Origin of the sequence: Shewanella sp. SG41-4 (assembly GCF_014164505.1) — a bacterium.
GTDB lineage: Bacteria > Pseudomonadota > Gammaproteobacteria > Enterobacterales > Shewanellaceae > Shewanella.
Window position 1 is genome coordinate 1 of sequence record NZ_JACJFI010000316.1, and the last position, 3,928, is coordinate 3,928.

Below are 3,928 nucleotides of genomic sequence, written 5' to 3' on the forward strand. Positions count from 1 at the left end.
TGTGCCTGAAGAGGTAAAACCGTTAGGCAACGGCGATAAAGTCAAATTTGTCGACGGACCGTTTAAAGACCTCGAAGTAATATTCGACGAGAGTAATCCAGATAAACGTTGCCATGTGTTATTTAACATCATGGGACAACAGAAACGGATTCTAGTCGAGTTGACAAATTTACAAGCTGTACCCAAAAATGATCAAACAACATAAATAGCGAATATAACTAAATAAATGTTCTGTCAGATTATAGCGATGCTTCTTGTAGGATATTGTCCATTTATAAACTGAATGGAGTTGAGTTAAAGGGCTATTTTGACGTAAAAAGGTTGAATATTGTACGTTTAAATGATGTTTTTGCTATTTAGTAACTATTTTGAAACGTTCAGGGGATTTTACTCAAGCATCTAAGCTGATTTTTGAGTATAATTCCGCGCTTGATTAGTGATTGTTACAGTTTAAAGCTAATAAAAAATTAAAGATTCGCGTAGCGAAGGGCATATTGGAAGCCGTAATCCATGGGCGGTAGCGTGTCTTAAAATCGACAACAAACGGAAAAGGTCGATAAAAAGATAGAAAGCGATCAAGGTCATAAAAGCTAAAGCTCCTAGAGCAAAGAGCTCGCTTGCAATCGCGCATTATGTATTTTTATCGTTCTTAACTCACTTGTTATCACTCTTTACGTTATGGCCATCGCTCGTTATCGCTTTCCACCGCTTGTCACTTTTTTTACTTATTCATAATAATAATATTGGAGATATCTGGTGCTACATAAAACCAAAAACGTGTTACTAGCTGGCTTATCGGCCTTTATTATTTTAACCACACAAGCGCAAGCTGTTACTCCTTCTCCGCAAATGATCGAGCAATTTAAACAGTTGCCAAAGTCAGAACAAGAACGCATTGCCAAACAGTATGGTATAGATCCATCAATGCTTTCAGGTTCAACAAGTGGTCAGGCCCAGGTTAGTAACCCACAAATTGTTACTCCTCGTGATGTAAATTCAAAATCTGAATCAAATCATGAGCCCGTTGTTAATCAGTCTGAAGACGAACAAACTAATCAAGCAACTAAAACCATAGCAACAACCGAAGCCACAGATGACCAAAAACAATCTCAATTAAAACGTTTCGGTTACGACTTGTTTGCTGGCTCCCCGACGACGTTTGCACCAGTAAGCGACGTACCGGTTCCAAATGAATACATGGTAGGCCCTGGCGACAATATTAATGTTCAGTTATACGGTAAAGAAAATAATAATTATCAATTGATAGTAGGTCGTGATGGTGCGGTACAGTTTCCAGACTTAGGGCCAATATCATTAGTAGGATTGTCATTTTCAGAAGCAAGAGTACTACTGCAAGACAAAATCGCCCAAAGCATGATAGGTATAAATTCAAGTATCACTATGGGTGAGCTTCGCTCAATTCGTATTTTTGTTGCTGGTGATGCATATCAACCAGGCTCATATACTGTTTCAAGCTTATCGACTATTACCCAAGCCTTATTTGTATCTGGTGGTATAAACGAAATCGGCTCATTACGTAATATCCAATTAAAACGTGCGGGTAAAGCTGTGGGTACCTTAGATTTATACGACCTGCTTATGCGTGGTGATTCATCAGGAGATAAACGACTACAGTCTGGTGATGTGGTATTTATACCAACGGCTGGTGCCAGTGTCAGCGTGATGGGCGAGGTTAGGCGTCCCGCTATTTATGAGTTAAAAAATAGCGAAACCATGGCAGATGTACTGAGAATGGCCAGCGGCTTAAATCCTGGTGCTTACCCTAAAGCCAGTGTGGTAGAACGCTATAGCGATAAGGCCGTTAAAACCGTTGTTAACGTAGACTTAACGGCATCAAGTGGACTCTCTACTTTTGCTAAAAATGGTGATGTATTAAATGTAAAATCTGCCTCAACAAGGGTAGAAAATGCCATAACAATAGCTGGCGCGGTTATTCGCCCCGGTAAATATCAATGGACAAATCAACTAAAAGTTGCTGATTTGCTACCATCAATTTGGGGTAACTTAACCATTACCGCAGACCTTGATTATTCTTTATTAATCCGTGAAATAAATCAACGTGGTGATATTGAAATTCAACGTCTAGCCTTAGGCAAAGCGATAACAGATCCCCATTCATCATATAATTTATTATTAAAACCGCGTGATACTATTGTTGTATTCGATTACGAAGACCGCGAAGCACTTTTAACACCTATTATTACCAAACTTAAAAATCAGAGTCGTTTTGGCGATGCAGTCAAACTGGTCAACATTAACGGTAATGTCCGTTTTCCTGGGCAGTATCCCTTAACGATGAATGCCAATGTGAAAGAATTACTGATTGCAGCGGGTGGGTTAGAAGAAGGCTCATACACATTATCAGCTGAATTAACGCGTCAAAATATTTCAGAAACCGACGGTGTCACTATTGAGCATAAACAGCTCAGTCTTTCTGAAGTGATGAATAATGAAGCGACAAATATCCCATTGCAAAGTCGAGATACTTTAACCGTAAGAACGTTACCCTCTTGGCAAGACACTCGCTGGATTACGATTAAAGGTGAAGTTAAGTTCCCTGGAACCTACTCGATTCAACGAGGTGAAACACTTAAAGACGTCATTGCTCGAGCAGGCAGTTACACAACTGATGCGTCATTAAAAAGTGCTGTATTCCTTCGCCAATCAGTTAAAGAGAAAGAGCAATTAGAGCTAGCAAAATTATCAGATGAGCTGCGCCGTGAAATCGCCTCGAAAGCATTAACCAAAGATACTCCTACAGTAGGCTATGCCGATGCCCAGTTAATGCTTAAAGAACTTGAGAATATACAAGTTGTTGGACGATTAACCATAGATTTAACGGCTCTAGAATTAGGGATTGATGAAGCTAATTTGACTTTAGAAGATGGAGACATATTGTATCTCCCACAAAATAACCAAACAGTATCCATTATGGGGCAAGTGCAACACCCAAGTACTCATCGATTCAAAGATGGCACTACCTATAACCAGTATCTATTGCTGGCTGGTGGACCACGCAAGCGTGCCGATGAGGATAGAATTTATATTATAAAAGCCGATGGTTCTGTAGTTATGCCAACCGAATCATATTGGTTTAACAGTGGCAGCATGGTGGCAGCAGGCGACACAATTATAGTACCGCTTGATACTGAATATAAAGATAATTTAACGCTTTGGTCACAAGTTACCACTATCTTCTATAACAGTGCAATTGCTGCCGCGGCAATCGCATCGTTATAAAGCATTAAGATTTTAACGCGACATGAAATCCGATAAATAAAAAGTATTTATTTATTTTGCTAGCGTTTTATACCTTTTATCAGCACAGCTATTTAGAGCCTTAAGGTTAGACGTATAATCCAAGACGTTTAAGACTAATAGTTCTGTATTAAATAGTTCCGTATTAAATAGTTCAGTGCTAATGGTTTCGTAAAAATGATGAAATTAATTTTAGTTTGCTTTGCTTGTCCTCAAGCGAGGCAAACTAGCTGCTTGACGCTCTAAACTCTAGAAGCGTAGCTACCCACTTTCAAGACAAAAAGACTTATGACTAAACAAAACCTACAACCTACGAATGACGCAAATTTTGCATCCCTACAACCAATGGGCAGCGTTGAAAACGACGAGATTGATTTACGTGAGCTATTTGCCGTTATCTGGCAAGGTAAGTGGTTAATTATTGCCATTACTGCAGTGTTTGCAGTTGGTGCCGTTGTTTTTGCCATCAACCAACCCAATATTTATAAGTCAGAAGCGTTATTAGCGCCTGCAGACTCAGAGCAAGGTGGTGGTGGTTTGGCAGCGCTTGCAGGACAGTTTGGTGGTCTGGCAAGTATGGCAGGCATCAACTTAGGCAGTCGCGGTGGTATTGATAAAACCAAAATGGCTATCGAGGTGATAAAATCTC

At 39.7% G+C, this 3,928-nt stretch carries 2 protein-coding genes and 1 pseudogene; all 3 read left to right on the plus strand.

The features are described 5' to 3' along the window. Positions 1–205 (plus strand): annotated as a pseudogene (locus H5202_RS18805) (transcription/translation regulatory transformer protein RfaH); the annotation flags it as partial. A 551-nt stretch (positions 206–756) separates the two neighbouring features. Beyond that, entirely contained in the window at positions 757–3,261 is a 2,505-nt protein-coding gene (locus H5202_RS18810; RefSeq protein ID WP_182773412.1) for an SLBB domain-containing protein, read from the plus strand. A gap of 306 nt (positions 3,262–3,567) precedes the next feature. Beyond that, on the plus strand, positions 3,568–3,928 hold a 361-nt coding region (locus H5202_RS18815), incomplete at its 3' end, for a Wzz/FepE/Etk N-terminal domain-containing protein (RefSeq protein WP_443019441.1).